This is a genomic window from Sphingobium sp. PAMC28499, assembly GCF_004795815.1.
Taxonomy (GTDB): domain Bacteria; phylum Pseudomonadota; class Alphaproteobacteria; order Sphingomonadales; family Sphingomonadaceae; genus Sphingobium; species Sphingobium yanoikuyae.
On record NZ_CP039248.1, the window covers coordinates 512501 to 538559 of the forward strand.

A 26059-nucleotide genomic window follows, 5' to 3' on the forward strand; every position below is an offset into this window, starting at 1 on the left:
GATCGGCATCCAGTGGGGGGCGATCGGCCTGGCCTGGGCATGGCTGGGCGCCTTCCCGATCCTGACCATCGTCACCGCAAGGCTCGCGGGCGGGCCGATGGGGCTGCGCGCGATCGATCTGATCCGTGCCGCCGCACCGGGGCTCGGCTGTGCCATCCTGATGGCTGGCGTGGTGCTGGTGATCGACCGCCTGCTGCCGCCGCTCGCCGCGCCGATCCGGCTGGCCATCCTGGTGCCGGCCGGCGGCATCGCCTTCCTGGCGGCGCTGATGCTGTGCGCGCGCGGCACGTTGATGGAGCTGGTGCGCCTGATCGTGCGCCGCGCGCCGCCGGTGCAGGCGCCCGCCTGACGGACCGGCGGACGCCCGACCTTCCTCAGGCGGTCTGGATATAGTCGCGCAGGGCGGCGGCTTCCGATTCGATATTGTCGATGCGGAACTTCACCAGATCGCCGATCGAGACCAGACCGATCAGGTCACTGCCCTTCACCACCGGCAGATGGCGGATGCGCCGCTTGGTCATCAGCGACAAAGCGTGGATCACCGGCATCTGGTCGTCGATGGTGATCGCGGGCCGGGTCATCACATCGGCGACCGTGTGGTTCAACGCCTCTGCCCCTTGCTGGGCCAGACGATAGACGACGTCGCGTTCGGAAAAGATGCCGACCACCTGACCGCCATCGACCACCGGCACGCAGCCGATGCGCCGATCCGCCAGCAAGGTCACCACCGACAATACGCTGTCGGTCGACTGGACCTGGACGACGTCGCGCCCCTTGCCCTGCAAGATTGCCGCGATGGTCATGGCCGCTCTCCTTTTGTGGACTTACTGTCTCTGCGCTTGATGATCCCACTTTCGCGGCGCAAAGAAAAGGGAGGAGAGCAAGAGAATGACAGAGAAAAAGGGCCTGGACGATCCCCGGATCGCGGCAATCGCCTGGTCGCGATTCCGCCGGATCATGCTCTGGATGGCGCTGATCGGCGCATTATGCGTCGGCGCGGCCTTGCTGTTCCTGCGGCTATGGACCGGGCCGATGCCGGTTCACATGATCATCGCCACCATATTGGGCGTCTGGTTGACCTTCATGCTGGGAACGGGCTTGATGGCGCTCGTCTTCCTCTCCGCCGGGACGGGGCATGACGACCAGGTAATGGACCGGCTGAAGGACGAGGTGCCGCTTGACGATTGATCCCCATCGCGAAGTGATATTGCGGGTCGTGCCGCGCCCGGCCGACATCAACAGCAATGGCCATATCTTTGGCGGCTGGGTGCTGAGCCAGATGGATATTGCCGGCGGCATCGTCGCGGGGCGAATCGCCCAGGGCGCGGTGGCGACGGTCGCGATCGAGAGCATGAAGTTCATCTCGCCGATCCTGATGGGCGACCTGGTGTCGGTCTATGCGCAGGAAGAGAAGCGCGGCCGCACATCGGTGGCGATCCGCATCGACGTGGTGGCGACTCGCGGTGGCGGCGCGGAAACGGTGGCGCTGACCAGCGGCGTCTTCACCTTCGTCGCACTGGATGAGACCCACCGGCCCCGCCCCATTCCCGGCGACTGAAGCTCAGCGCAGTTTCTGGTCGTAGCTGTAGCTGATTTCGCCATTGGCGGGAATGGTGGCGCGCCAGACCCAGCTATTGCCGCGGCGCTCCATCTGCGTCGGACGCGGCGCGATGTCGTGGGGAATGAGGATTTCCGCCGTCGCATCAAACGGCCGCGCATTGGTGAGGGTCAGCGTCCAGCGCCGCGCCTTGGCCGACTGGCCGCCGATGAGCGCCAAGATGCGGACATCGGAGCTCTGGGCGATGTCATAATCGACCCGTTCCCCTTCCGCCTTGTCGCCAATGTCGGTTTCGCCCGCGAGCAGGCGCTGGCCATCGATCGTCTCGAACAGGGCGACCCGGCCCGAAGGCATGGCGAGTCCCAGGCCGTCCGCCTTGCGATTCTGCAATCGCAAACGCAGCGTCATCGGGCGTGACCGGCCATTGCCGTCGCGATAGTCGATGGTCGCAGCATAAAGGCGTTCGACCAGCACTTCGGGCTGGCGCAGCAACGCGACCTGCTTCTGTCCCCTGGCCGCAACGTCGACGGTCATCGGGACGCGATAGAGTTTGAGGTCACCGACATCCTCCGGCGGCGGCGGCGGCGGAGGAGGAGGAGGCGGTGGTGGCAGGGCAGCCATCATCGGCGCGGGTGCGCGCATCGATGTCACGACAATTTCCTGCGCCGAATCCATCATCGCCTCGGTCTGCGGCATGTCGATCGGGAACAACGCCCACTGCGGATGGGTGCTGGTGATGTCCATCGGCCAGCAGCGCAGCTGCAGCGGTCCGCCGGTCGAACGGGGTTGCACCTTGCGCCCCTGTTTGTTGGGCTGGCCGGCGATGACGCTGAGCCGGGCGTCGGCAAAGCCGGTGACGCCGCCATTGGCCACGGTCAGCCAGGCCATGAGATCGAGATGGCGGCCATCATCCTGCATGTCGGCGACATAATTGGCGGCCCAGTCGAAGCCCTCGGCCAGATAGGTGAGTTGCAGCGTGACGCGGGCGGACCGGGCGCTGGTGGCGATCACCGATAGCGTCGGACGCGGCGACAGGTCGGTCGGCACGCGCGGATAGAGCATGCGTTCAGGCAGACCGCTGCACCCCAGCGCCTCATAGCCCTGCGCCGTCTGGACGATGACGCCGCCCATCGGCCCGGCGCTGATGATCGCATCCTGCTCGCTGACCTTGCCGGTCTTGCGGTCGGTGCGGCGCAGGGTGACGCTGCGCTTGAGATAAGCGTCGACCAGACCGGCGGGCGAGAGCAGCCGGGCATCGCGATTCTTCTCCCGCACGCCCTGCGGCATGCCGGAGAGGATGGCGGTTTCGGGCATCAGCCCCTCTGCCACCCCCTCGAACCGCACCACCGAGTCGCCCTTCGGCAGGTCGATGATGCGCGTTTCGTTGATCAGCGCATAGCCGCCAGGCCATTTGGGATCGATCGCGCCCTTGGCGCGATCGGGCTGGCGATAGACGGTGACCGAGACCGAATCGGCCTTGGCCGAAACCACCGTCCCCGCCCGCGCTGGCGCGATGCCGAGGCAAAGTAGGAGAAGGACAAGGACGCGCAACAGCACGGCGCCGGCCCGGTCAGTAGCGCGAATCGAAGGTGACGCTGAGATCGACCGAGCCATTGGCCGGCACCGGCACGCTCCATTCCATCCGGTCGGCGGAGACGCGCTTGCCTTCGAGGCTTTGTGCGGTAACGCGGGTGTCGCCCCACAGCCCCTGCTGGGCGAGGTCGACCGTCACCGCTTCGGGCCGGGCATTGGTGAGCGTGTAGCGCATCCGCGTTTCCCAGCGCTGGCTGCCCTTCTTCGTGCGCTGCTCGACGGTCGGGCGCACCTTGACGTCGAATGCCTCGCCGGTGCGCAGCGCCATGGAGGAGCCCATCGGCGTATGGTCGATGCTGTTTTCGCCGATGAACTGCGGATCACCGCGCGCGTCGCGCATATAAACGCGGATCGTGCCGGCCGGCAGCTGATCGCCAAGGCCGCCCTGTTTCGAGGTCGAGAATTTGAGCACGCTCGACGCGCTCACCGGTTCGGTCGAACTGCCCATCCAGCTATTGAGATATTCATAGGTGGCACGCGCCGGCGCGCCCTTCACATCGAGGAAGCTGACCTGCTTCTGCTGGGCATTGGCGATGGTCGTGCGATCAGCCAGCGGATAGAGATAATAGTCGCCCAGCCGCTCGCGCGGGCCGCTTTCGGTGCCGGCCTGATCGATCGCGCCGCTCCCCCCCGTTCCCGGCGACTGCCACCAGTTATGCCTTCCGCCGCCATTGGCCGGATTGCCGGCGACCAGGATGGTCTTCGCATTGGTGAAGCTCGTGCCCGTATTGTTGGTGAGCGTGACCCAGCCCTGCATGTCCATCGCGCCCTTGGCCGCGTCGAACAGCGCGACATAGTCGGCGGTCCAGCCCAGATTGGGCGTCAGATAGGATAATCGGGCGGGCACGGTGCCGCCGCGCGCGGCCTCGATCGTCACCGACAGGGTCGGGCGCGCACGCAGATTGGGCGGCACCCGGTCAAAGATCACCCGGACCGGCAGGCCATCGTCGCGCAGCACCTCGATCCGCGAACCGATCTGCATGACGATGCCGCCATTGGCCGCGAGTATCTTGGCGCGCTCGCGCGTCTCGGCGCCGGTCGCGGGGTTGGTGCGGACCAGCGTCACCTCCTGCCCCACCGCCTTGTCCATCAGCTTGTCGGGCGAGAGCAGGTCGAAATCGAAATTCTGCTCGACGATGGAAAAGCCGGGGCCGGAGAGATTGACCGTCTCGGGCCGGATGCGGGCCGAGACGTCGGGAAATTCGATGCGGTTGCGGCCGGCATTGACGCTCAATTGCCGGTCATCCTGCACCAGCGACGGACCGCCATTATAGATGGTGACGGCGACATCGCCCTGGGCAGTGGCGCCGGTGGGATCGACAGCAGCGGTCTGGGCAAAGGCGGCGGCCGGCAGCAGCAGCGCCAGACCGGTCAACAGGCGGACAGTCGTCATCAGGTCTGCACTCCCAAGACCTTGAAGAGAGCCTGATTCACGTCATCGGTGAAAGCGCAAAGCGCTTCCGCCTCAAACGATCAGGCTCTCATGCGACGATCTTCTGCCCCAAGCGGCTATATTTGCAAACAAAAAGGGCGGCGCCGGGATGGCACCGCCCTTTTTGCTTTAGGGGTTGCTCGAAAGCCGCGCTTATTCGGCGGCTTCGGTCGCCGGACGGGCGCGACGGGTGCGCTTGCGGGGCGCTTCCTCGGTCACGTCCGTGTCGCTGTCATTATCGGCGCGGGCGATCGAGGGCGGCAGGATGCTGACATCCAGGCCTTCATTCGCTTCGGTCGGCGCGGCATCGGCCTTGCGCGGACGGCCACGGCGCGGCTTGGGCGCTTCGGCGGCCGGTTCGGCCGCGAGTTCTGCGGGCTGTTCGGCTGCCACCGGCTGCTGCTCGGCGCCCTCCTCGGCCACCGGGCGGTCGCGGCGGTTGCGATCGCGACGGTTGCGGTCGCCCCGGTCGCCCCGGTCGCCCCGATCATTGCGGTCACCGCGATCCTGGCGCTCGCCGCGCGGTTCGCGACGGTCATAATCGCGTTCGGCGCGCTCGGGCTGTTCGGTGCGGCCCTCTTCGGCGCCGTCCTCATTGCCCTCGAACTCTTCGCCCTCATCGTCGAAATTCTCGTCATTCCGGCGGAAGCGCTGCTGCTGCTCCTCCTGGCGCGAACGATTGTCGGCCAGCACGCGGAAATAATGATCGGCGAACTGCAGATAATATTCGGCGTTCACACGGTCGCCGGCCATCTGGGCATCGCGCGCCATATTCTTGTATTTCTCAAGAAGCTGGGCCGCATTGCCGCGGGCGCGGTTGTCGATACGGTTGCCGTTGTCGCCACCACCCCGGTTACCGCCATTGGGACGACCGTTGTTGTTATTATTCCGGCCGCGATTGCGGCGACCGGCCTGCCGGTTGTTGATCAAGACATGATCCTTGCGTTCGCTATGATAATATTCACTGAAAACACTGTTCAGCTGCTATCCCCAAGCACCGCCCCTTCCGTGGGGCCGGATGTGGCTCCGCCAGACATGATCCGAACCGGACCACGCCCTCAGCCACCAGAGGCGCTTGCGCAGCAGCGCCATCTTGACTTTCAGGAGCAGGAAAATGCCTTATCCATCAATGGCCTGATAAGGCCATGTCGCCGGAATAGCGGTTTTCCTGATCCCGATGTAATGGCATTCACGCGATAAACCAAGCAATTTTCGCTGTGGTGGCGTGAAATCCCGCCTTCTTATTCGCCCGGCGTGGCAACGAGGCAGCGATCATGCCCCGCAAGGTCACGGCGCAGCGAGACGCCCAGCCCCTGTGCCCGCAGCAGCGCCGACACGCTTTGCCCCTGATCATAGCCGATCTCGATCGCGGCCATGCCGCCCGGCGCGATCAGCGCGGGCAGTTGCGGCGCGATGCGGCGATAATCGTCCAGCCCGTCGGCGCCAGCAAACAGCGCGCTGGCCGGATCATGCAGCACATCGCCGGCGAGTGGCGCGTCGGTCGCGATATAGGGCGGGTTGATCAGCAGCAGGTCGAATGGCCCGGTCACGCCGGCCGCCCAATCGCCCAGCTGGAAGCACGCGCGCGTCCCCATGCCCAGCCGATCGGCATTGCCCTGCGCCACCGCCAGCGCGGCGGAAGACGCGTCGATGCCCAGCCCTGTCGCATCGGGCCACTGGTCGAGCGCGGCGAGCAGCAGCGCGCCCGATCCGGTGCCCAGATCCAATATGGTCGCAGGCGCACGATCACGGAAGTGATCGACCGCCGCCTCGATCAGCGTCTCGCTGTCGGGGCGCGGGATCAATACGTCGGGCGTGACGGTCAGGCTGATCGTCCAGAAATCACGGCTGCCCAGAATATGGGCGATCGGCGCGCCGGCCAGCCGCTGCTGCAAATGGACAGCGAAAGTGACAGGGACAGACAGATCGCGCTGGCGCAGCAACAGGTCGTTGCGACCGATGCCCAGCGCATGGGCCATCAGCAGTTCGGCGTCGAGCCGGGGGGTGTCGCTGATCGTGCTTAAGCTGACAGTGGCGTCGCGCAGCGCATCGGCGACGCTCACGCCACCCCGTCCAGCTGGGCGAGGCGCGCGGCCTCATCCTCGGCCACCAGCGCGTCGATCACTTCGGCAAGGCCCGGCCCTTCCAGGATTTCGGGCAGGCGGTGCAGGGTCAGGTTGATGCGGTGGTCTGTCACGCGGCCCTGCGGGAAATTATAGGTGCGAATGCGCTCCGACCGGTCGCCCGATCCGACCATCGCCTTGCGCGCGCCGGCCTGTTCGCTCTGGGTCCGCTCCCGCTCCGCCTCATAGATGCGGGCGCGCAGCACCTGCATCGCCTTGGCCTTGTTCTTGTGCTGCGAACGCTCATCCTGCTGGGTCACGACGATGCCGGTCGGCAAATGGGTGATGCGCACGGCGGAATCGGTGGTGTTGACGTGCTGGCCACCGGCGCCCGACGCGCGGTAGATGTCGATCTTGAGGTCGCTATCGGCGATCTGGACATCGACCTCCTCCGGCTCGGGCAGGATCGCAACGGTCGCGGCGCTGGTATGAATGCGGCCGCCGCTTTCGGTGACCGGCACGCGCTGGACGCGATGGACGCCGCTCTCGAACTTCAGCTTGGCGAAGACGCCGGTGCCGTTGATGCTGGCCACCACTTCCTTGAAACCGCCCTGTTCCGAAGCGTTGGCGGAGATCATCTCCATCTTCCACCCCTGGGTATCGGCATAGCGCTGATACATGCGAAACAGGTCGCCGGCGAACAACGCCGCCTCATCCCCGCCGGTGCCGGCGCGGATTTCCAGCATCGCCGGGCGGGCATCGGCCGAATCCTTGGGCAGCAGCTGCAGCGCCAGCGCGCGCTCGGCATCGGGCAACTGCCCCTTGAGCAGCTGCATTTCCTCCTGCGCCATTTCGCGCATCAGCGGATCGGCATCGCTGTCCTCGCCGCCGGCCATCTGTTCGAGCGCACGCAGTTCCTGACGCAGCCGGCGCACTTCATGCGCGGCCCGCGCCACCGGCTCGATCTCGGCATATTCCTTGGACAGTTTCACGAACGCATCGGGCGCGAGGTCGGCGCGCGTCATCGACGCCTGCACCTCGTCCCGGCGCGCCTCGATCTGCGCGATGCGTTCGGCGGAAATATGCATCAGAGCGCCGTCACCGTGCCGATCAGCGCATCCAGTGCGACCGCCTGCTGCTCGCCCGTGCCCAGGTTGCGGACCGCCGCCTCGCCCCGCGTCAGTTCGTCGTCGCCCAGGATGATCGCCCAAGAGGCACCCGACGCGTTGGCGCGCTGCATCCGCTTCTTCATATTGCCGCGATAGCCCATGTCGCAGGCGATGCCGGCGCGGCGCAGATCGGCGATGATGCCGGTCGCCTTTGCTTCGGCCGCCTCGCCCATCGGGATCAGCACGATCTGCGGCTTGTCGATCGCCGGCTGGTCGATCAGCATCGCCAGCCGCTCGATCCCCGCTGCCCAGCCGACCGCCGGGGTCGACGGCCCGCCCAAATTCTCGATCAGGCCGTCATAGCGGCCACCGCCCAGCACCGTGCCCTGTGCGCCGAGGCGATCGGTGATGAACTCGAACGCGGTGTGGCGATAATAGTCCAGGCCGCGCACCAGCCGCGAATTGCGTTCCCAGGCGACACCGGCAGCGTCGAGGCCGCTCGTCACCTTGTCGAAGAAGCTGCGCGCCTCGTCGGTCAGATAGGCGTCGATGTCCGGCGCGCTGTCGGCGATCGGGCGGTCGCGCGGATCCTTGGAATCGAGGATGCGCAGCGGATTCTTTGCCAGCCGGTCGATGCTTTCTTCCGACAGCTCGCCGCGATGCGCCTCGAAATGGGCGATCAGCGCGGCGCGCCAGGCTTCGCGGCTTTCCGCGTCGCCCAGCGTGTTGAGGTTCAGGGTCACGCCCTCCGACACGCCCAGCTCGCGCAGCAGCTGGTCGGCCAGCACCAGCAGTTCGACATCGGCCGCCGGCTCGCCCGCACCCAGGATTTCGGCGTCGAGCTGGTGGAACTGGCGGAAACGGCCCTTTTGCGGGCGTTCATAGCGGAACAGCGGGCCGTGGGTCGCGACCTTCAAGGGCGCATATTGCTGCCAGCCCTCGGTAATATAGGCACGCGAAATGCCGGCGGTGAATTCGGGGCGCAGGGTGATGCTGTCACCACCGCGATCCTCGAACGTGTACATTTCCTTCGACACGACGTCGGTGCTTTCGCCGAGCGATCGGGCGAACACCGCGGTCGATTCAAAGACGGGTACTTCAACCCGCTGGAATCCATAGAGTTTGCGCACCCGGTCAAAGGTGGCGACGACATGGGCGAAGCGTTCCTGGAACGCCTCCGCCGTGCCGCCCAACATGTCCTGCGTTCCGCGCACCGGGCGCGGCGTTTCGATCTTCGCCATGGGGCAGCGCCTTTAACGATAATCGCGGCCCAAGGAAACGCGCTTTTTATGGCGGCATAAGGGGTGGACGCGGGCGATTCGCCCCGCCATGCTTGGGACAGACGGGCCGTCCGGCCCCCGTTCCTTTTCTGGAGACCGTCATGATCCGCAGCCTTGCTGCCGCCCTTTGCCTTTCGACCGCGATTGCCAGCCCGTTGCTGGCGCAGGATGTCATCCGTTCCAAGCCGACCGCCCTGCCCGTCGACAGCGCCAAGCCGATGCCCAAGGATGTCCCCTATCCGGGCGGCACGATCCGCCTTGACGTCGACGCCACCGACACGGTGCAGCGCATCTACCGCGTGAAGGAAACCATTCCGGTCGCGTCGAGCGGCCCGATGACCCTGCTGATGCCCGAATGGTTGCCCGGCAATCATGCCCCGCGCGGTCCGATCGAGAAGCTGACCGGCCTGACCTTCACCGCCGACGGCAAGCCGATCAGCTGGAAGCGCAATCCGCTCAACGTCTATGCGTTCGAGATCGACGTGCCGGCCGGCACCAAGCAGGTCGTGGCGCAGTTCCAGTTCCTGTCGGCGACCGCGACCAACCAGGGCCGCGTCGTCGTGACGCCCAAGATGCAGAATATCCAGTGGGAAGATGTCTCGCTCTACCCGGCCGGCTTTTATACCCGCCAGATCCCGGTGCAGGCCAATGTCACCTATCCCGCCGGCTGGCAGGCGGCGACCGCGCTGCGCGGCAAGCGCACCGGCGACACCATCGCCTATGACGTGATCGACTATGAGGCGCTGCAGGACTCGCCGGTCTTTGCCGGCACCCATTTCAAGGCGGTGGACCTGGGCCATAACGTCACGCTGAACATCGTTGCCGATGATGCCGACGAACTGGTGTTCAACACTGACCAGATCGCCAAGCACAAGAAGCTGGTGGCCGAAGCCGGCGCCGCATTCGGCACCTATCATTTCGACCATTATGATTTCCTGCTGTCGATCACCGACGAGATGGGCGGCATTGGCCTGGAACATCATCGCTCGTCCGAGAATCAGGTCGAGCCGGGCTATTTCAAGAAGTGGGATTCGGGCGAGGCGCTGCTCGACCGCAACCTGCTGCCGCATGAATTCACCCATAGCTGGGACGGCAAGTTCCGCCGCCCCGACCTGCTGTGGACGCCCAATTTCGACGTGCCGATGCAGGACAGCCTGCTGTGGGTCTATGAAGGCCAGACCCAGTTCTGGGGCTATGTGCTGGGCGCGCGTTCGGGCATGTTCTCCAAGCAGGAGACGCTGGATGCCTATGCCCAGATCGCGGCGAAGCTGGACACCACGCGCGGCCGCGAATGGCGCCCGATGGTGGACACCACGAATGATCCGATCATCTCGGCCCGCCGTCCCAAGGGCTGGGCCAACTGGCAGCGGTCGGAGGATTATTATAATGAAGGCCTGATGATCTGGCTGGAAGTCGATGGCATCCTGCGCCAGCAGACCAGGGGCGCCAAGGGCATCGACGATTTCGCCAAGGCCTTTTTCGGCATCAAGCCGGGCGACTGGGGCCAGGTCGTCTATAATCGCCAGGACGTGATCGACACGCTGAACGGCGTCGCCCCCTATGACTGGGCCGGCCTGTTCCACAAATATGTCGACAGCCCCACCACGGAAACGCCCAAGGGCGGCTTCACCCTGGGCGGCTACAAGCTGGTCTATACCGATACGCCCAACGCCATCACCAAGGCGGCCGAAGGCGCACAGAAGACGGTCGACCAGAGCTTTGGCGTGGGTCTGACGGTCAAGAATGACGGCGATATCGCGGCGGTGATCTGGAACAGCGCGGCGTTCAAGGCCGGTCTTGCGGTAGGATCGAAGATTATTGCGGTGAACGGCAATGAATATTCGGCCGACGCATTCAAGACGGCGCTGACCGAGGCTAAGGACGCCAAGAAGCCGATCCAGCTTATCCTAAAGCAGGACAAATATTATCGCACCCTGACCCTCGCTTATTCGGATGGCCTGCGCTATCCGCACCTTGAAAAGACCGGCACCGGCGAAGGCAGCCTCGACAAGCTGCTGCAGCCGCGCACCTGAAGATTTCCAAGCAACCGCATGTAAAAGGCGAAGATGCATGAATATTGACCTGATCCCCGTCGGCGAAGATCCGCCAAACAGCCTGAACGTCATCATCGAGGTGCCGGTTGGCGGCGAACCCGTGAAGTACGAGTTCGACAAGGCCTCGGGCGCGCTGTTCGTCGATCGCATCCTGCACACGCCGATGCGCTATCCGGCGAATTACGGCTTCGTGCCGCACACCCTGTCGCCCGATGGCGATCCGCTCGACGCGCTGGTCATCGCCCGTTCGCCGTTCGTGCCCGGCTCGGTCGTGCGTGCGCGCCCGATCGCCGTGCTGAACCTGGAAGACGAAGCCGGCGGCGACGAGAAGCTGGTCTGCGTGCCGGACAACAAGACCTTCCCTTATTATAACAATGTCGGCGAGAAGGACGATCTGCCCACCATCGTGATGGAGCAGATCGAGCATTTCTTCACCCACTATAAGGATCTGGAAAAGACCAAGTGGGTGCGCATCGGCACCTGGGGTGGCGCGGAAGACGCCAAGCGGATCACGCTGGAAGCGATCGAACGCTATCAGGCCGAGAAGAAGAAGGGCTGAGTCCCTTCTCGGTATAGCCGATTGAAGAGGGCCGCGCGGAACATCTCCGCGCGGCCCTTTTCTTATGGGTCTAGATTAATCGATCGGCCTCCAGGGCGAGGGCCAGCGGATCGCGGCCGCGCGGGGTGCGGGCGTGGAGCCGTGCGTCAGCCTCCACCAGCCGAGCGACGCCCATGTCGAGCTGCGCTTGCGGCAGGGTGAAAGGCAGGCGCAGGAAGCGTTCGAACGCACCATTGACGCCGAAGCGCGGCCCCGCCGCAATGCGCACGCCATGATTGCCCGCCAGCGCGGCGAGCGCGCTCGCCTCCGCGCGGGGCAGTTCGGCCCAGAGCGACAGGCCGCCAGCCGGCGATTCCACCCGCCAGTGCGGCAGATGTTGTTCCAGTTGCGCCAGCAGATGGTCGCGCCGGTCGCGCAGCATCGCCGCGCGTGGCCCCAGCCCCTCGTCCGCGTCCATCAACTGGGCGACGGCGAGCTGCTCGACCACGGGGCTGGCCATGTCCATCGTCGTGCGGATGCGGCCGAGCGCGGCCACGGTCTGCGGATCGGCACGGATCCAGCCAACCCGAAGCCCGCCCCAGAAGATCTTGCTGGCCGACCCCAGGGTGATGACATGACGGCCGGACGGATCATGGCAGGCGACCGGCGGCGGCGGCGATCCGTCGAGCCCCATCGCCACCATCGTCTCGTCGATCACCAGCGGCGTGTGGGTGCGCATCGCCACCGCAACCAGCGCGCGGCGGGTCGCCGGGTCCATGCTGCGTCCGGTGGGATTGTGGAAATCGGCGATGATATAGGCAAAGCGCGGCGCGGTCTGGCGGAAGGCCGCGTCCATCGCGTCGATATCCCAGCCATGGACCGGCAGGCCGACCGGCACCGGCACGACATTGGCCCGCTGCAACGCCTGGATCGCATTATGATAGGTGGGATGATCGATCACCGCCCGATCACCCGGCCCCGCCAGCCATTGCAGCAGCAGCGAGAAACCCTGCTGCGCGCCGTTGGTGATCATGATCTGGTCGGGATCGGTCGGGCAGCCGCGCCGCTCATAATGGGCGGCGATCGCCCGGCGCAGCACCGGCAGGCCAAGCGGATCATAGCCCAGATCGCCCAGATAGGCGGGCAGCGCCTCGACCGCATGGGCATAGGCGAGGCCCACGCCCGGCGCGGCCGGCAGCGCGGCATGGGTCCAGTTGAGCAGATTGTCGCCGGTGACCCCGTCGATGTCGGGCGTCGGCGTTTCGACCCGGCCGGGTGGCAGGCGGGTGACGCTGCCCGACCCCTGCCGGCTTTCCAGATAGCCCTCGTCGCGCAGCCGGTCGAAGGCGGCGGCGATGGTGGTGCGGCTGAGCCCCAGCGCAGCGGCCAGTTCCCGTTCGCCCGGCAACCGGACATTGAGGCCGATCCGTCCGTCCAGCACCAGCATCCGCAGCGCCTGCGCCAATTGGCGATAGGCTGGCTCGGCACTGTCCTGCGCGCGCCAGGCGCCCAGCAACCGCAACAGCGAGGGAGGCCGAAGGAAGGAAGTGGACATGGCGATCAATCCAATCAGAGAGATTTGAAGGCCACTTACGCGCCATTGGTCCTTTTGTAAAAGGCCAATTTGGCTAGGTCTGATGCCCATGATGATGACCCGCCGCCTCTTCCAGCTCTTCTGGGGCCTTGTGCTCTACGGCTTTGCCATGGCGCTGATGCTGCGCGCCAATCTGGGGCTCGATCCCTGGGATGTGCTGCATCAGGGGCTGGCGCCCAAGCTCGGCCTCAGCTTCGGCATGACGGTCAACCTGGTCGGCGCGGTCGTGCTGCTTCTCTGGTGGCCATTGCGGCAGCGGCCGGGGATCGGCACGGTCTGCAACATTTTGGTGATCGGCACGGCGGTGGACATCAGCCTCCATTATCTGCCGACGCCGGACGGCTATGCGATGCGCGCCGCCTGGCTGGGTGCGGGGATCATACTGAATGGCATTGCCGGTGGCGCCTATATCGGCGCTGGCTTGGGGCCGGGTCCGCGCGACGGATTGATGACCGGCCTGTGCCGCCGCAACGGCTGGCCGGTCAAATGGGTGCGCACCGGCATCGAGATCGTGGTGCTGGCGACCGGCTGGATGCTGGGCGGCACCGTCGGCATCGGCACCATCGTCTATGCCGCGACGATCGGCTGGATCGTCCACCATGCCCTGCCCCTCTTCACGATCACGCCGCCCGAGCGCCCGGCGATCGCAGGATAAGTTGCCCCCTGACCGGCCGACAGAAACCCGTCGGCCGGTCCTTTTCCCGTTGAAAATGCGACGCACCTTCCTTGACCGGACCGGCCTTGACCGGACCGGGCAGTCGGGCATGATCCCGCCTCCGCCATTCCCGACGATCAAGGAGTCCCCGCCGATGCGCGCCTTCCTCGCCGCTGCCCTTACCCTGCCCTTCGCCGTCGCGGCCTCCGCCGCGCCGCCGGAGCAGGCGCTCGCTCCCCTCGCCTTCGAACAGATTGCGCCCGCCGGCACCAAGATGCCGCGCTTCAAGGTGGATGCCGCCTGGCCGGCCATGCCCGATGACCTGTTGCTGGGTCAGGTCAGCGGCGTTGCGGTCGGTCCGGACGATTCGGTCTGGGTCGTGCATCGGCCGCACAGCCTGACCGCGACTGACACCGGCCTCGCCGAATCGCCCGCCACCGCCGTCTGCTGCAAGCCGGCCCCGCCGGTGGTGCGCTTCGCCCAGGATGGCCGCTATCTGGGCGGCTGGGGCGGCGCCGACAGCGCGCCCACGGTCGACGGCGTCAATCAATGGCCCGCCAGCCTGCACGGCATCTTCGTCGACAAGGCCGGCAGCGTCTGGTTCGGCGGCAATGGCAAGGGCGACCATGTCGTCATGAACTATACGCCGGAGGGCAAATATATCCGCAGCTTCGGCCGGCGCGACAAGACCGGTGGCAATGACGCGACCGATCAGCTGGGCAACCCGTCCGACGTCAATCATTCGGACGGCATGGTGCTGATATCCGACGGCTATGTGAACCGCCGGGTGATCGGCTTCGACGACCGGACCAACAGCTACAAGGGCCGCTGGGGCGCCTATGGCAAGCCGCCGAGCGGCCCGGTGCTGCAAGGCGCGTTCGACCAGAGCCATGCCGTCGATCCTAGCCGGGTTGCCGATCCCAAGTCCGCCATCTTCAACAGTATCGTCCATTGCGTGGTGCCGACGAAGGACGGCCACCTCTATGTCTGCGACCGCAACAACAATCGCGCGCAACTGTTCAAGCGCGAGAAGGATGGCGGCCTGACCTTCGTGCGCGACCTGGCGATCGCGCCGGAAACCGGCGGCACCCACACCGTCACCGACATCGCCTTCTCGCCCGATCCGGAACAGACCTATCTCTATGTCGCCGACATGATGAACGGCCGCATCTGGGTGCTGGAGCGCAAGACCCACACCGTGCTTGGCGCCTTCGGCCGGATCGGGCGGCAGGCCGGGCAATTCACCTGGCTGCACAGCATTGATACCGACAGCGCCGGCAATATCTATGCGACCGAAGTGAATACCGGCCGCCGCGTGCAGAAGCTGGTCTTCACCGGCATCGAATGAAGGGAAACCTCGCAACGTGGCGACCGAACTCTACGACCTGACCGTCCCCGCCTTCCTGCGCGGCCTGCGCGTCCTCTCCACCCTGCTCGACAAGGGCGCCGCCTTTGCCGCCGAACAGCGGATCGATCCCGCCACGCTGACCGGCGCCCGCCTGATCGAGGATATGCGTCCGCTGACCGCGCAGGTGCAGCTTGCCACCGACAGCGCCAAGGGCGCGGTCATCCGCATCGGCGAGCTGGAGCCCTTCCCCCTGCCCGACACGGAGGAGACGTTCGCCGACCTGCAGGATCGCATCGCGCGGACCATCGCCTTCCTGGAATCGGTGCCACGCGACCGGATCGACGGGCGCGAGGAGGCGACCGTCACCCTCAAGACTTCGCGCGGTGAATTTTCCTCCACCGGGCGCAGCCATGTGCTGACCTTCTCGCTACCCAATTTCTATTTCCACCTGACGACCGCCTATGCCCTGCTGCGCCAGGCCGGCGTGCCGCTGGGCAAGCTGGATTATCTGGGCGGACTATAATCAGCCCGCGACCAGCCGGACATAGGCGCTGGAGACCCAGCCGCTGGTGCAGGGGCCGGCATAGGCCTGCTTGCGGTCGACCGGTTCGCGCACGCCGCAATCGGTCGGTGCCGCGCCTTCGGTCGCTGGCGGCGGGATCACCACGCCCAGCCATTTCTGGTCGATGCTGCGGGTGCAGACATGCACCCGTGCGCCTTCGGCCAGCTGCGCCAGCGCCTTCGCCTCGGCAAAGGGCGCGGACCGGACGCTCAATCCCTGCGGCCCGACACGGGTCGCCTGCCCCATCGCGCCGCAGGCATCCAGCCGGGGGCCATCCTCGCCGATCGTCACCGGCCGGGCCAGGGTCGCCTCGATCCGGGTTTCGGGCATCGCTTCGCGCGGGGCGCCGGCCAGCGAGCTGTTGGGCAATTCGTCGGCCACTTCGCTGCTGCGCGAGCAGGCGGAAAGCAGCATCAGGGCAAGGATCGGGACAACACGCATGAGCGCCTGATAAACCGCCCCAAAGCCGGGTGGAAGACGCCATGTTTCGCTTTAGTTTCGAGGCGCCATTCCCTATATGCTGGGTATGAGCGACGAACAGCAGAACAGCCCCAACAGCAATGAATATGGCGCCGACAGCATCAAGGTGCTGAAAGGCCTCGACGCCGTGCGCAAGCGGCCCGGCATGTATATCGGCGACACCGACGACGGGTCGGGCCTGCACCATATGGTGTTCGAGGTCAGCGACAATGCGATCGACGAGGCGCTGGCCGGCCATTGCGACCGGATCGTCATCACGCTCAACCCCGACAACAGCGTCAGCGTCGAGGATAATGGCCGCGGCATCCCGACCGGCATCCACAAGGAAGAAGGCGTGTCGGCGGCCGAGGTCATCATGACCCAGCTGCACGCGGGCGGCAAGTTCGAGAACACGTCGGACGACAATGCCTATAAGGTATCGGGCGGCCTGCACGGCGTGGGCGTATCGGTGGTGAACGCCCTGTCCGAATGGCTGGACCTCAACATCTGGCGTGACGGCAAGGAACATTGGATGCGCTTCGCCTATGGCGATGCCACCGCGCCGCTCAAGGTGATCGGCGATGCGCCCGAGGGGAAGAAGGGCACGCGCGTGACCTTCCTTGCCTCGACCGAGAAGGTGCCGGGCGATGGCGGCACGTTCAAGAACCAGACCGAATATGATTTCGACAAGCTGGAGCATCGCTATCGCGAGCTGGCTTTCCTCAACAGCGGCGTGCGCCTGTTCCTGGTCGATGCGCGCCATGAGGAGAAGAAGGAAGTCGAGCTTTATTATGAGGGCGGCATCGCGGCCTTCGTCAAATATCTCGACCGCAACAAGAATGCGCTGATGCCCGATCCGATCGCGATCGCCGGCACCCGCGACGACGTCACCATCGACGTCGCGCTGGAGTGGAACGATTCTTATTACGAGAATGTTCTCTGCTTCACCAACAACATCCCGCAGCGCGACGGCGGCACGCACTTGGCTGCCTTCCGCGCGGCACTGACCCGGACCCTCAACAGCTATGCCGAAAAGACCGGCCTGCTGAAGAAGGAGAAGGTGAGCCTCACCGGTGAGGATATGCGCGAAGGCCTGACCGCGATCGTCTCGGTCAAGCTGCCCGATCCCAAATTCTCGTCGCAGACCAAGGACAAGCTGGTCAGCTCCGAAGTGCGCCAGCCGCTCGAAAGCCTGATGGCCGACAAGATGGCCGAATGGCTGGAAGAAAATCCCGGCCACGGCAAGATGATCGTCCAGAAGGTGATCGACGCCGCCGCCGCGCGCGAGGCGGCCAAGCGCGCGCGCGAACTGACCCGCCGCAAGGGCGCGATGGACATCGCCTCGCTGCCCGGCAAGCTGGCCGACTGTCAGGAACGCGATCCCGCCAAGTCCGAACTCTTCCTGGTCGAGGGTGACTCGGCCGGCGGGTCGGCCAAGCAGGGGCGCAACCGCCACAATCAGGCGATCCTGCCGCTCAAGGGCAAGATCCTGAACGTCGAGCGCGCGCGCTTCGACAAGATGCTCTCGTCCAAGGAAGTCGGCACGCTGATCCAGGCGATGGGCACCGGCATTCGCGACGATTTCAACCTGGACAAGCTGCGCTACCACAAGATCGTCATCATGACCGACGCCGACGTCGACGGCGCGCATATCCGCACGCTGCTGCTGACCTTCTTCTATCGCCAGATGCCGCAGATCATCGAGGCGGGTCATCTCTTCATCGCCCAGCCGCCGCTCTACAAGGCGAGCCGTGGCCGGTCCGAAGTCTATCTGAAGGACGAAGCCGCGCTGGAGCAATATCTGGTCGACAATGGCGTCGACACGATGGCGCTGGAAACCACCGGTGGCGTGCGCACCGGCGACGATCTGCGCAGCCTGATCGACCATGCCCGCCGCATGCGCGCGGTGATGCGCTATGTGCCGCGTCGCTACGACCCGGCGATCATCGAGGCGCTGGGCCTGACCGGCGCGCTTGATCCCGAACTGTCCGAAGCACAGCTGGCCGAACGGCTGGCAACCGCCGTCGCCTGGATCGCCTCGCATGATCCCGAGGGCAAGTGGACCGGCCGCATCGCCGAGGGCGGCGGCTTCCATTTCGAACGGCTGTGGCGCGGCGTGACCGACCATCATGTCATCGAACATGGCTTCCTGGGCTCGGCCGAAGCGCGCAAGCTGCACGGCACCGCCAGCGAAGAGGCGGAAAGCTATGCCAGGGGCAGCCGCCTGGTTTCGGCCAAGGCCGTCGCCGCGCAGGATGAACTGGGCGAGGACGAATTGCCCGCCGTGTCGGCCAAGGGCGTCAACATCTCGCGCCCCAGCGAATTGCTGGAAGCGATCCTGACTGCCGGCCGCAAGGGCCTGTCGATCCAGCGCTACAAGGGTCTGGGCGAAATGAACGCGGAACAGCTGTGGGAAACCACGCTGGACCCGGACAATCGCTCGATGCTGCGCGTCGAGGTGGAACAGGCCGACGTCGCCGACGAAATCTTCACCAAGCTGATGGGCGACGTGGTCGAACCGCGCCGCGAATTCATCCAGGACAATGCGCTGAACGTCGCCAACCTGGACGTCTGATAAGGATGACGATGCCCGCCCGCGCCCCCACCCGGCCACCCAATCAGGATAATCTCTTGGGCGGCCGGGTGGTGGCGCGGGCCGGTGCGGCGCTGTGCGCCGTCAGGCGCACCCAAAAACCATGACCGATCTGCCACGCTGCAGCTGGGTAGGGCCGGACCCGCTCTACCGGGATTATCATGACGCGGAATGGGGCGTGCCCCAGCATGATTCGCGCATGCTGTGGGAAATGCTGATGCTGGAGGGGTTCCAGGCCGGGCTCAGCTGGATCACCATATTGCGCAAGCGCGAGGGGTTTCGCGCCGCCTTTGCCGGCTTCGATCCGGACAAGGTCGCCGCCTTCGGCCCCCATGATGTCGAACGGCTGATGGCCGATCCCGGCATCGTCCGCGCCCGCGCCAAGATCGAGGCGACGATCAAGGGCGCGCAAATCTATCGCGCGATGCGCGACGCCGGCGAGGATTTCGCCGCCTATGTCTGGTCCTTCGCGCCCGACGGGCCGATCATCGGCGACGGCAAGAGCTTCCCGACCCAGACGCCGCTGTCGGAGGCGATCTCCAAGGATCTGAAGAAGCGCGGCTTCAAGTTCGTCGGCCCGACCATCGTCTATGCCTGGATGCAGGCGATCGGCATGGTCGACGATCATGCCGCCCATTGTTTCCGGCGGGCCGGCGCGTGAAAGTGACGGCGATGGTGACAGGGCTGCTGGCCCTCGCCGCCTGCTCGGGCGATCCGGTGCCGCCGAACAGGGTCGACAATCGCACCGACAAGGCAATCGCCAACGCCGCCCCGGCGCTCAACCAGGCGATCGTCGCCAATGAGAATGCCGCGCCCGAACCGGCCCCTGCCCCGGCTGCGCAACCGGCGCCCGCCGCTGTTTCCCGTGAAACACCGCCTCCCCCGCCACCGCAGGAGGAGTATCGCGCGATCGGCACCGAGCCTTTCTGGGCGGTGATCGTCACCGGATCGGTCGCGACCTTGCAGCGGCCCGATCATCGTCCGCTGCGCTATCCCGTCACCCGCACCGACGATCCCCGCGCCATCCGCTTCATGGGCGATGGCTTTGCCATGACCGTCACCGAAGGCCCGTGCAGCGACGGGATGAGCGACGCCATCTGGTCCGACCGGGTGCAGCTTTCCTTCGGCGAAGGCGTGCTGAAGGGCTGCGGCGGCATCAAGGACGGCGGCGAATAGGCGGGATCGCCGCCATCGCTCGTCTAACCCGGCAAACAGGGAGCATGTGACGATGAGCGACCAGTCCAAAGCCGATGTTGCGCGGCGCAACTTTCTCCTGACCGCCGGAATCGCGCTCGCCGCGACCGGCACGACGGTCTCCGCGCAACTTTCCGTCCAGCCGCCCGTGCCGCCGAGCGGGCCGAAGAAGAAGCTGGGCATGCTGTTGTTCGACGGGTTCGAGCTGCTCGACGTGTTCGGGCCGCTGGAAATGTTCGGTATGCTCAAGGACCGGGTCGAGATTGTCATGATCGCCGACAAGGCCGGGCCGGTGCGCAGCGGCGCCGGACCGCAGACGATCGCCGACCATGGCTTTGCCGATGCGCCCAAGCTCGACATCGTGATGATCCCCGGCGGCCTTGGCACCCGGCGGGAGGTGAACAACCCCGATTTCCTCGCCGCCGTCCGCACGCTGGCGCAGGATACGCCGCAGGTCGCCACGATCTGCACGGGCTCCGGCCTGCTGGCGAAGACCGGGCTGATCGACGGGGTGAAGGCGACCAGCAACAAGATGGCCTGGGCCTGGGCGACGGCGCAGGGGGCCAAGGTCGCCTGGATCCCCCATGCCCGCTGGGTGGAGGACGGCAAGTTCATCTCCTCCTCTGGCATTTCGGCAGGAACGGACATGGCGCTGGGCCTGATCGCCAAGCTCTATGGCAAGGACATGGCCCGCTGGGTCGCCAACCGGACCGAATATCGCTGGCAGGAGGATGCCAGTGACGATCCCTTTGCCAGATTGAACGGGTTGCCGGGGGAAGCCCAAGCCTTACCCCGTCATCCCCGCGGAAGCGGGGATCCATTCGGCGCTACACAGGCGTGGGAGTGCTGAATGGATCCCGGATCAAGTCCGGGATGACGATAGTGGAGAGTGGTGGTTCCTACCCCCCTCAATCCGCGCGCATGGCCTCCGCCACCAGCGCCTCCGCCTCGATCAGCAGCGCATCCTCGGCATCGCGCTGCGCCACCTGTTCGCGGCCGATCAGGATCAGCAGCGGCACGGCGAGCGGGCTGACCCGGTCGAGCGGCATATGCAGCATGGTCGATGCCGCCCGGTCGATCAGGTCGCCCAGCCGCCCGACATCGGTCATCCGTGCCCGCGCATCGGCCCAGGCGGCCTTCAGCAGCAGATGGTCAGGCTGATATTTGCGCAGCACGTCATAGATGAGGTCGGTGGAGAAGGTCACCTGCCGCCCGGTCTTGCGCTTGCCGGGATGCTGGCGCTCGATCAGGCCGGAGATCACGGCGACATCGCGGAAGGCGCGCTTCAATAGGCTCGACTGCTCGACCCAGTCGACAAATTCATGGTCGAGGATATCGGCGGAAAACAGGCTCTGCGGATCGGTCACGGGCTTGAGGCCATAGACCGCCAGCGCATAATCGTTCGACACGAAGCCCAGCGGCATCAGCCCTTGGCTCTCCATCCGCCGGGTCAGCAACATGCCGAGCGACTGGTGCGCGTTCCAGCCCTCGAAACTGTAGCAGACCATATAATGGCGCCCCTCATGCGGGAAGGTCTCGACCAGCAATTGCCCCGGTTGCGGCAAGGCGGAGCGGGCGCGCTGCACCTCCAGCCATTCGCGCACATCATCGGGGAAGCGGTGCCAGGCGTCGGGTTCGGCCAGGAAATGGCGCACCCGGTCGGCCAGCCGGGTCGACATCGCCATGCGGGTGCCGCCCCAACTGGGGATGCGCGCGCTCTTGCTCGTCGCGCGGACCACCAGGTCGCTGGTGTCCATCCGCACCACCTCCAGCGCCATGCCGGAGAAGAAGAAGCTGTCGCCCGGCCGCAAGGTGGCGGCAAAGCCCTCCTCCACCGTGCCGAGCTTGCGCCCATTGGCGAAGCGTACCGCCAGCGCGGGCTGATCGACGATGATGCCGGCATTCATCCGGTGCTGCTGGATGAACTTCGGGTGCGACACCCGCCATGTGCCGTCAGCCTCGCGCACCAGCCGCTTGAACCGGTCATAGGCGCGCAGCGCATAGCCGCCGCCCTCGATGAAATGCAGGACATGGGCAAAGCCCTCGTCGGTCAGCGCGCTATAGGGGGTGGCGGAGCGGACCTCGGCCAGCAATTCCTCCTCGCGGAACGGCCCGGCACAGGCGATCGCCATCACATGCTGGGCCAGCACGTCGAGCGCGCCGGGGCGGAAATCATCGGCGTCCCGCTCCCCCGCCTCGACCGCGTCCAGTGCCGCCCGCGCCTCCAGATATTCGAAGCGATTGCCGGGGATCAATATCGCCTCCGACGCCATGTCGAGCCGGTGATTGGCGCGGCCGATGCGCTGGAGCAGGCGCGAGCTGCCCTTGGGCGCGCCCATCTGGATCACGCAGTCGACATTGCCCCAGTCGACGCCGAGGTCCAGCGAAGCGGTCGCCACCAGCGCGCGCAGCTTGCCCGCCGCCATCGCCGATTCGACCTTGCGCCGCGCCTCGATCGACAGGCTGCCATGATGGATGGCGATCGGCAGGTTCGCGTCATTGACCGACCATAATTCCTGGAAGATGAGTTCGGCCAGGCCGCGCGTGTTGCAGAAGACGAGCGTGGTCTGCCGCGCCGCGATCTCCGCCATCACCTGGCTCGCGGCATATTTGCCCGAATGGCCCGACCAGGGCACCCGCCCCTCCGGGATCAGGATGGTGACGTCGGGCTCCGCCCCCGCCTCCCCCAGCACCGGCGTCACCGCATCAATATCGCCATCGGGCGCCAGCCAGGCGCGATAGGCATCGACATCGGCCACCGTCGCCGACAGCGCTACCCGGCGCAGGTCCGGATTGATTGCCTGCAACCGCGCGATCGACAGGTTGAGCAGATCGCCGCGCTTCTGCGTGGCAAAGGCATGGACCTCATCGACGATGACGGTGCGCAGATGCTCGAACAGCAGCGCCGCGTCGGGATAGCTCAGCAGCAGCGACAGGGATTCGGGCGTGGTCAGCAAGATGTGTGGCGGCCGCACCCGCTGCCGCGCCTTGCGATCCGACGGGGTGTCGCCGGTGCGGGTCTCCACCCGGATCGGCAGCCCCATTTCCTCGATCGGCGTCAGCAGGTTGCGCCGCACATCGACCGCGAGCGCCTTCAAGGGCGAGACATAAAGGGTGTGCAGCCCGTCGGCGGGATTGTCGATCAGGTCAGCGAGCGTCGGCAGGAAGCCCGCCAGCGTCTTCCCCGCCCCGGTCGGCGCGACCAGCAGCGCATGCTCCCCCCGCTGCGCCGCCGCAAGCATGTCACTCTGATGCCGCCGCACCCGCCAGCCGCGCGATGCGAACCAGTCGGTGAGGATGGGAGGGAGCGCGGGCGGCATTGGGGGAGATGTAGGGGCTGTGGCGGATGGGGGGAAGTGGTGCATGCGTTCACCCCGCGCACCGGACATCGGGAATCGGGCATCGGGGGAAACCCCAATAGCCAATATGGCCGCCCCGACTAGGCTTCGTTCCGTCACGTCCATCGCGAACGAGGATACCAGCATGTCGACCCGCAAGAGCCCGCCCGAACTCAATCGCTATGTCCTGCCGATCCCGGAGCGCGTGCCGCCGCACGACACGCCGATGAACGCCAAGGAGGCGCAGAGCCCGCCGGCCAAGGAGTTTCTGCGCCCGCCGGCCGGCGCACCCAATGTGCTGATCGTGCTGATCGACGATATGGGCTTTGGCGCCAGCAGCGCCTTTGGCGGCCCCTGCCTCATGCCGACGGCCGAACGAGTCGGGAAGGAGGGCATCCGCTTCACCCGTTTCCACACGACAGCGCTCTGTTCGCCCTCGCGCCAGGCGCTGCTGTGCGGGCGCAATCATCATACGGTAAACATGGGCGGCGTCACCGAAGTGGCGACCGCCATGCCCGGCAATACCGGCCTGCGCCCGGATACCTGCGCGACCGTCGCCCAGATCCTCAAATATAATGGCTACAGCACCGGCGCCTTTGGCAAGATGCACCAGACACCGACCTGGGAAACCAGCCCGTCCGGCCCGTTCGACCATTGGCCGATCGGCGACGGGTTCGAGAAATTCTATGGCTTCCTGGGCGGCGACACCAATCAATATGCCCCGCCACTGGTCGATGGCGTGACCCCGATCGAGCCGCCCAAGACCATCGAGGAGGGCTATCACCTGACCGAGGATCTGGTCGATCAGGTGCTCAACTGGACCGGATCGTTGCAGACCTTCACCCCCGACAAGCCCTGGTTCGCCTATCTCTCCTTCGGCGCCACCCATGCGCCGCACCATGTGCCCAAGGAATGGGTCGACAAGTACAAGGGCAAGTTCGACCATGGCTATAACAAGCAGCGGGAGATCACCTTCGCAAAGCAGAAGGAACTGGGCGTCATCCCCAAGGATGCGGAACTGACGGCGCCGACCGAATGGCTGCCCGAATGGGACGAACTGACCGACGATGATCGCAAGGTGTCCTGCCGCCTGGCCGAAACCTATGCGGCCTTCGCCACCCATACCGACCATCATGTCGGCCGCCTGCTCGACACGCTGGAGGCACGCGGCGTGCTGGAAGACACGCTGGTCATCTATATCCTGGGCGACAATGGCGCGTCCGCGGAGGCGGGGCCTTACGGCACCTTCAACGAACTGGCCTACCAGAACAGCATCGGCATGACGACGGCGGACATCCTGCCGCGGCTCGACGAGATTGGCGGGCCCAATTCCTTCAACCACATGCCCTCGGGCTGGGCCCATGCGATGAACGCCCCCTATCAGTGGAGCAAGATCGTCGCGTCCCACTGGGGCGGCACCCGCGTCGGCATGACGATGCGCTGGCCCGAGAAGATCAAGGCCAAGGGCGAATTGCGCCACCAGTTCCACCATCTGATCGACGTCGCGCCGACCATCCTGGAACTGGCCGGGGTGCCCGAACCCGATTTCGTCAACGGCATCCAGCAAAAACCGCTGGAAGGCGTCAGCATGGCCTATCTGTTCGACGAGGCCGAGGCGGAGGACCGGCACACGACCCAATATTTCGAGATCGGCTGCAATCGCGGCATCTATCATGACGGCTGGACTGCCATGACGATGCACCGCCTGCCCTGGCCCGACAAGCGCGAGACGGTGGGCGAGATCGAGGATGACATATGGGAACTCTATGGCCCCGACGACTGGACCCAGGCGCATAATATCGCGGACCAGAATCCCGACATGCTGCGCAAGTTGCAGGACCGCTTCCTGATCGAGGCGGCCAAATATAATGTCCTGCCGCTCGATCCCCGCCAGCGCGAACGCTTCGACGCCCGTGTCGCCGGCCGGCCGGACCTGCTCAACGGCCGCACCTCCATGACCTTCCTGCCGGGGATGACCCGGATGAACGAGAATACGGTCCCGAACGTCAAAAACACCAATTTCACCGTCACCGCGAAGGTGGAACTGGGCGCGGAGCCGGCCAATGGCGCGATCATCGCCCAGGGCGGCAAGTTTGGCGGCTGGAGCTTCTACATGAAGGACGGCGTGCTCGCCTATGCCCATAACTGGGTGGGGCTGGAAACCTTCATCGTGCGCGCGGACGAACCGCTGGGCAAGGGTAGCCACGACCTGCTGCTCGACTTCGCCTATGATGGCGGCGGCGCCGGCAAGGGCGGCACGGTGACCTTCACCGCGAACGGCAAGGCGATCGGCACGGGGCACATCGAAAAAACCGTGCCGGCCATCTTCTCCTTTGACGACTTCATGGACATCGGCCACGACAATGGCGAGCCGGTGGTGGAAGATTATGGCCCGACCGGCGGCACCTTCACCGGCGCGATCGAAATGGTCCGGATCGACCTCAACGGCGAATCCCACCATGACCATGATCTGTCGCTGAAGGCGAAATACGCCAAGCAATAAGGGACGATGCCGGCGCACGGGGACATGCGGCCCCGTGCGCCGGTGCCGTTGTCGACCGAGATTCCGTCGATCTCGTTCGAAACAATCATACCCCGACAAGAAAGATTATATCACTCTCCGCTGGCCCCCTGCCCTGCTCCTGCGTTACACCATGAGCGGCACAGCAGAGGCCGCCAGATGCAGGAG

Annotated in this window: 23 protein-coding genes (1 of these 23 only partly in view); 13 read left to right on the top strand and 10 right to left on the bottom strand. The window is 65.7% G+C overall.

Annotated features, from left to right (window positions below):
- On the top strand, positions 1–349 hold the 3' portion of the coding sequence (locus E5554_RS02480; RefSeq protein ID WP_010335727.1) for a lipopolysaccharide biosynthesis protein. Its footprint begins 1139 nt before the window's first position; only the last 349 of its 1488 coding nucleotides appear in the window; its start codon lies off the left edge, out of view; it ends in the stop codon at positions 347–349.
- 25 nt (positions 350–374) lie between these two features.
- Here E5554_RS02480 and E5554_RS02485 read toward each other — a convergent pair whose 3' ends face one another.
- Positions 375–803, bottom strand: a complete 429-nt coding sequence (locus tag E5554_RS02485; protein WP_004209125.1) for a CBS domain-containing protein — start codon at positions 801–803, stop codon at positions 375–377.
- 85 nt (positions 804–888) lie between these two features.
- On the opposite strand from E5554_RS02485, the gene E5554_RS02490 reads away from it, so the two are divergent.
- The gene (locus tag E5554_RS02490; protein ID WP_004209126.1) at positions 889–1188 is read left to right on the top strand and encodes a hypothetical protein; all 300 of its coding nucleotides are present in this window, start codon (positions 889–891) and stop codon (positions 1186–1188) included.
- Positions 1178–1558 (top strand): acyl-CoA thioesterase, encoded by a 381-nt coding sequence (locus E5554_RS02495; protein ID WP_004209127.1) that lies wholly within the window; start codon positions 1178–1180, stop codon positions 1556–1558. Before E5554_RS02490 ends, E5554_RS02495 begins: the two co-directional genes overlap by 11 nt.
- 3 nt (positions 1559–1561) lie before the next feature.
- Here the strand turns inward: E5554_RS02495 and E5554_RS02500 are convergent, their stop codons facing one another.
- From E5554_RS02500 to hisS, 6 genes are all read right to left on the bottom strand, one after another.
- A complete protein-coding gene (locus E5554_RS02500) occupies positions 1562–3115 on the bottom strand; it encodes a hypothetical protein (RefSeq protein WP_136185887.1) in 1554 nt (517 codons plus the stop codon).
- Between the two features lie 13 nt (positions 3116–3128).
- Positions 3129–4544 (bottom strand): DUF4139 domain-containing protein, encoded by a 1416-nt coding sequence (locus E5554_RS02505; RefSeq protein WP_136185888.1) that lies wholly within the window; start codon positions 4542–4544, stop codon positions 3129–3131.
- A 192-nt stretch (positions 4545–4736) separates the two neighbouring features.
- Positions 4737–5513, bottom strand: coding sequence for a DUF4167 domain-containing protein (locus E5554_RS02510; protein ID WP_136185889.1), 777 nt, complete (start codon positions 5511–5513; stop codon positions 4737–4739).
- A 311-nt stretch (positions 5514–5824) separates the two neighbouring features.
- The gene (gene prmC, locus E5554_RS02515; RefSeq protein WP_136185890.1) at positions 5825–6646 is read right to left on the bottom strand and encodes a peptide chain release factor N(5)-glutamine methyltransferase; all 822 of its coding nucleotides are present in this window, start codon (positions 6644–6646) and stop codon (positions 5825–5827) included.
- Positions 6643–7737, bottom strand: coding sequence for a peptide chain release factor 1 (gene prfA, locus E5554_RS02520; protein ID WP_169863384.1), 1095 nt, complete (start codon positions 7735–7737; stop codon positions 6643–6645). Before prfA ends, prmC begins: the two co-directional genes overlap by 4 nt.
- Positions 7734–8996 (bottom strand): histidine--tRNA ligase, encoded by a 1263-nt coding sequence (gene hisS, locus E5554_RS02525; protein WP_136185891.1) that lies wholly within the window; start codon positions 8994–8996, stop codon positions 7734–7736. The genes prfA and hisS overlap by 4 nt, the downstream gene beginning before the upstream one ends.
- A 140-nt stretch (positions 8997–9136) precedes the next feature.
- Between hisS and E5554_RS02530 the strand changes: the two genes are divergently transcribed.
- Together E5554_RS02530 and ppa are read left to right on the top strand one after the other, a co-directional pair.
- A complete protein-coding gene (locus E5554_RS02530; RefSeq protein ID WP_136185892.1) occupies positions 9137–11068 on the top strand; it encodes a M61 family metallopeptidase in 1932 nt (643 codons plus the stop codon).
- Between the two features lie 37 nt (positions 11069–11105).
- Positions 11106–11648, top strand: coding sequence for an inorganic diphosphatase (gene ppa / locus E5554_RS02535; RefSeq protein ID WP_004209136.1), 543 nt, complete (start codon positions 11106–11108; stop codon positions 11646–11648).
- Between the two features lie 70 nt (positions 11649–11718).
- On the opposite strand, the gene E5554_RS02540 is transcribed toward ppa, so the two are convergent.
- Entirely contained in the window at positions 11719–13182 is a 1464-nt protein-coding gene (locus tag E5554_RS02540; protein WP_136185893.1) for a PLP-dependent aminotransferase family protein, read from the bottom strand.
- An 88-nt stretch (positions 13183–13270) separates the two neighbouring features.
- On the opposite strand from E5554_RS02540, the gene E5554_RS02545 reads away from it, so the two are divergent.
- From E5554_RS02545 to E5554_RS02555, 3 genes are all read left to right on the top strand, one after another.
- Positions 13271–13876 (top strand): hypothetical protein, encoded by a 606-nt coding sequence (locus tag E5554_RS02545; RefSeq protein WP_136188228.1) that lies wholly within the window; start codon positions 13271–13273, stop codon positions 13874–13876.
- A gap of 154 nt (positions 13877–14030) precedes the next feature.
- The gene (locus E5554_RS02550) at positions 14031–15224 is read left to right on the top strand and encodes a hypothetical protein (RefSeq protein WP_136188229.1); all 1194 of its coding nucleotides are present in this window, start codon (positions 14031–14033) and stop codon (positions 15222–15224) included.
- Positions 15225–15240: 16 nt separating this feature from the next.
- The gene (locus E5554_RS02555; RefSeq protein WP_136185894.1) at positions 15241–15747 is read left to right on the top strand and encodes a DUF1993 domain-containing protein; all 507 of its coding nucleotides are present in this window, start codon (positions 15241–15243) and stop codon (positions 15745–15747) included.
- On the opposite strand, the gene E5554_RS02560 is transcribed toward E5554_RS02555, so the two are convergent.
- Entirely contained in the window at positions 15748–16227 is a 480-nt protein-coding gene (locus E5554_RS02560) for a hypothetical protein (RefSeq protein ID WP_010335740.1), read from the bottom strand.
- A gap of 85 nt (positions 16228–16312) precedes the next feature.
- On the opposite strand from E5554_RS02560, the gene gyrB reads away from it, so the two are divergent.
- The 4 genes from gyrB to E5554_RS02580 all read left to right on the top strand — a co-directional run bounded on the left by gyrB (position 16313) and on the right by E5554_RS02580 (position 20882).
- Positions 16313–18820: a DNA topoisomerase (ATP-hydrolyzing) subunit B gene (gene gyrB, locus E5554_RS02565; RefSeq protein WP_136188230.1), complete on the top strand. Its 2508-nt coding sequence runs from the start codon at positions 16313–16315 to the stop codon at positions 18818–18820.
- Positions 18821–18941: 121 nt separating this feature from the next.
- A complete protein-coding gene (locus E5554_RS02570; RefSeq protein WP_136185895.1) occupies positions 18942–19499 on the top strand; it encodes a DNA-3-methyladenine glycosylase I in 558 nt (185 codons plus the stop codon).
- Complete coding sequence (locus E5554_RS02575) at positions 19475–20014, top strand: membrane-like protein (protein ID WP_136185896.1); 540 nt, start codon at positions 19475–19477, stop codon at positions 20012–20014. Before E5554_RS02570 ends, E5554_RS02575 begins: the two co-directional genes overlap by 25 nt.
- A gap of 52 nt (positions 20015–20066) precedes the next feature.
- Positions 20067–20882: a DJ-1/PfpI family protein gene (locus E5554_RS02580; protein ID WP_247594357.1), complete on the top strand. Its 816-nt coding sequence runs from the start codon at positions 20067–20069 to the stop codon at positions 20880–20882.
- Between the two features lie 58 nt (positions 20883–20940).
- On the opposite strand, the gene E5554_RS02585 is transcribed toward E5554_RS02580, so the two are convergent.
- A complete protein-coding gene (locus tag E5554_RS02585; RefSeq protein WP_136185897.1) occupies positions 20941–23352 on the bottom strand; it encodes a ligase-associated DNA damage response DEXH box helicase in 2412 nt (803 codons plus the stop codon).
- Positions 23353–23515: 163 nt separating this feature from the next.
- Here E5554_RS02585 and E5554_RS02590 point away from each other — a divergent pair, with 163 nt between their 5' ends.
- Positions 23516–25873, top strand: coding sequence for an arylsulfatase (locus E5554_RS02590; RefSeq protein ID WP_136185898.1), 2358 nt, complete (start codon positions 23516–23518; stop codon positions 25871–25873).
- The last annotated feature ends 186 nt before the right edge of the window (positions 25874–26059 follow it).